Consider the following 3,364-nt stretch of genomic DNA (forward strand, 5'->3'; position numbering starts at 1 on the left):
GTTGTCCGGATACCAGCTGTCGCTGCCAATCAATACGCCCAATCGCCCGGCCGGGGTATCGACCACGTTGATCGCGTGGGCGTCTTCACCCTCGATCACGTCGCGCTGCTCGAAGATCGGGTGCATCTGCCGCTGGGGCTGGCCCAGCGGAACGCCGTCACGGCCGAACACCACGCTGCTGTTGAACAGCGAACCGCTGCCGGGCTTGAGCTGGCCGTCGCGGATACTCGGTTCCGGCAGCACGATGGAACCGGCCACCAGCGTCACATGGAATTCCCTGGCCAGGCCACCGAACAGCGCCTGGTAATCCTTGGCCATGGCTTTGGACTTCATCCGCAGGTGCGCGTCATCGAGGCGATTTTCGCCACTGGCGCTGAGCCAGGCGCGAGCGAAAAGTAGCGGGTTGCTCGCCGCCAGCCAATTCATCGCTTCGACGAGGGTCGGGGCCTGATACAGCTCGTCTTTCTCGCCGCTGATCATCAGCCAGGTGCCGACATGCTCGGGCAGCACCACCACGGTTTTTTCGTTCAGCAGCCCCTGATCCTGCGCCTGCTGCAGATAGGCCGCGAGTTTGCGGTGCAGGCGCTCGGGGCTTTGATAGTCGGTGGGGAACAGTTCCGGCTGAATTCCCAACAGGTTGCCGCGGTCGGACGGGGTGCCCTGATCAACCGCCAGTTTGATGCGCAGATCCGACAGGTAATGTCCCGCCGGCCGGTCCGCCGCCCACATGGCGTAGGTGGTGAGAGCGGCAACGACGGCCATGGAGAAAAACAGGTACAGAAGTTTGCGCATGAAAACCAACAACAACCGGGTACAGGGTGTGGCGACTAGGGTAGGGCGCATGGCGCCGGTTGCCAAGGGGTGCTGCGCATTTGGATCAATAAGTTGTCAGTTTCGGTCATTGAGTGACAGCAGTGCGACTCTTAGTCTGTCGAACATGACTGACGGGGGACGCAGAGCTCCCGCAATTTCCGTGATCGCTCGTTGTGGAGTTACCGATGACCGCCGCTCATTACCCGCACCTGTTGGCCCCGCTGGACCTGGGATTCACCACGTTGCGCAACCGCACCCTGATGGGCTCGATGCACACCGGTCTTGAAGAAAAACCGGGCGGCTTCGAACGCATGGCAGCGTACTTCGCCGAGCGTGCCCGTGGCGGCGTCGGCCTGATGGTCACCGGGGGCATCGGCCCGAACGACGAGGGCGGCGTGTATTCCGGCGCGGCCAAGCTGACCACCGAGGAAGAAGCGCTCAAGCACCGCATCGTCACTCGCGCAGTGCATGAGGCGGGCGGCAAGATCTGCATGCAGATCCTCCACGCCGGGCGTTATGCCTACAGCCCGAAACAGGTCGCGCCGAGTGCGATTCAGGCGCCGATCAACCCGTTCAAGCCCAAAGAGCTGGACGAGGAAGGCATCGAGAAGCAGATCAGTGATTTCGTCACCTGCTCGGTGCTGGCGCAGACCGCCGAGTACGACGGCGTGGAGATCATGGGTTCGGAAGGTTATTTCATTAACCAGTTCCTCGCCGCCCACACCAACCACCGTACCGACCGCTGGGGTGGCAGCTACGGAAACCGCATGCGCCTGCCGGTGGAAATCGTCCGCCGCGTACGCGAAGCGGTCGGCCCGAACTTCATCATTATTTTCCGTTTGTCGATGCTTGATCTGGTCGAGGGCGGCAGCACCTGGGAAGAGATCGTGACCCTGGCCAAAGCCATCGAGCAGGCCGGCGCGACCATCATCAACACCGGCATCGGCTGGCACGAAGCGCGGATCCCGACCATCGCCACCAAGGTGCCGCGCGCGGCATTCAGCAAGGTCACCGCCAAGCTGCGCGGTTCGGTGAACATTCCGCTGATCACCACCAACCGTATCAACACCCCGGAAATCGCCGAGCAGATTCTCGCTGAAGGCGACGCCGACATGGTCTCGATGGCGCGGCCGTTCCTCGCCGACCCGGACTTCGTCAACAAGGCCGCCGAGGGCCGTGCCGACGAAATCAACACCTGCATCGGTTGCAACCAGGCGTGCCTCGATCACACCTTTGGCGGCAAGCTCACCAGTTGCCTGGTCAACCCGCGTGCCTGCCATGAAACCGAGCTCAACTATTTGCCGGTGCAGCAGATCAAGAAAATCGCTGTGGTCGGTGCCGGGCCTGCCGGTCTGTCCGCCGCGACCGTGGCCGCCGAGCGCGGTCATCAGGTAACGTTGTTCGATTCGGCCAGCGAGATTGGCGGCCAGTTCAACATCGCCAAGCGTGTGCCGGGCAAGGAAGAATTCTTCGAAACCCTGCGTTATTTCAAGCGCAAGCTGCAGACCACGAATGTCGAGGTGTGCCTGAACACCCGCGTCGACGTGGCGAAACTGGTCGAGGGCGGTTACGACGAAATCATCCTCGCCACCGGTATCGCGCCGCGTGTGCCGGCGATTCCGGGTGTTGAGAACGCCAAGGTGCTGAGCTACCTGGACGTGATCCTCGAGCGCAAACCGGTGGGCAAGCGCGTCGCGGTGATTGGCGCGGGCGGTATCGGTTTCGACGTCTCCGAGTTCCTTGTGCACCAAGGCGTGGCCACCAGTCTGGATCGCACGGCGTTCTGGAAGGAGTGGGGCATTGACACCCATCTGGAAGCACGTGGTGGCGTGGCCGGGATCAAAGCCGCGCCGCACGCGCCGGCTCGCGAAGTGTTCCTGTTGCAGCGCAAGAAAACCAAGGTCGGCGACGGTCTGGGCAAGACCACTGGCTGGATTCACCGTACGGGCTTGAAGAACAAGCAGGTGCAGATGCTCAACAGCGTCGAATACCTGAAGATCGACGACGAAGGCCTGCACATCCGCGTCGGCGAAACCGGCGAGCCGCAAGTGCTGGCGGTGGACAACATCGTCATCTGTGCCGGTCAGGATCCGTTGCGTGACCTGCAGGAGGGGCTGGTGGCAGCGGGGCAGAACGTGCACCTGATTGGTGGCGCCGACGTGGCGGCGGAGCTGGATGCCAAGCGCGCGATCAACCAGGGTTCGCGCCTGGCCGCTGAACTCTAAGGCCTGTGTAGGAGCTGCCGCAGGCTGCGATCTTTTGATCTTGGTTTTTAAAAGCAAAATCAAAAGATCGCAGCCTGCGGCAGCTCCTACAGGTTGTTTGGGTGCTGTTAGTATTGGTTTTTTTTGATGCTGTGGCGCTGATGCTTTTTCCCTCTGACTGGCTACCTCAAGCCTCCCTCGAATTACTGCAACTTGACTGGCTCACCCGCGCTGGAATCGAGGTCGCGATCCTGCGTCTGGACCGGATCGACCCGCTGATCAGCGGCAACAAGTGGTTCAAACTCGTCGAACACCTCAAAGCCGCCGACCACGCCGGGGCGCAGGGC

General features: G+C 61.9%; 2 protein-coding genes and 1 pseudogene. 2 read left to right on the plus strand and 1 reads right to left on the minus strand.

Annotated elements, in window-relative coordinates:
* Window positions 1-792, minus strand: a 792-nt coding sequence (locus DBR18_RS17855; protein WP_256588776.1) for a nitrilase-related carbon-nitrogen hydrolase, incomplete at its 3' end; no start/stop codon positions are given.
* A gap of 206 nt (window positions 793-998) precedes the next feature.
* Here DBR18_RS17855 and DBR18_RS17860 point away from each other — a divergent pair.
* Together DBR18_RS17860 and DBR18_RS17870 are read left to right on the plus strand one after the other, a co-directional pair.
* On the plus strand, window positions 999-3,038 hold the full coding sequence (locus DBR18_RS17860; protein WP_108591302.1) for an FAD-dependent oxidoreductase: 2,040 nt from the start codon (window positions 999-1,001) through the stop codon (window positions 3,036-3,038).
* A gap of 140 nt (window positions 3,039-3,178) precedes the next feature.
* Window positions 3,179-3,364: pseudogene (locus tag DBR18_RS17870) on the plus strand (1-aminocyclopropane-1-carboxylate deaminase); the annotation flags it as partial.

Origin of the sequence: Pseudomonas sp. HMWF021, from assembly GCF_003061005.1 — a bacterium.
Lineage (GTDB): Bacteria > Pseudomonadota > Gammaproteobacteria > Pseudomonadales > Pseudomonadaceae > Aquipseudomonas.

Coding starts and splice junctions, on each gene's coding strand:
- DBR18_RS17860 (WP_108591302.1), top strand. CDS start 999: ATGACCGCCGCTCATTACCCGCACCTGTTGGCCCCGCTGGACCTGGGA.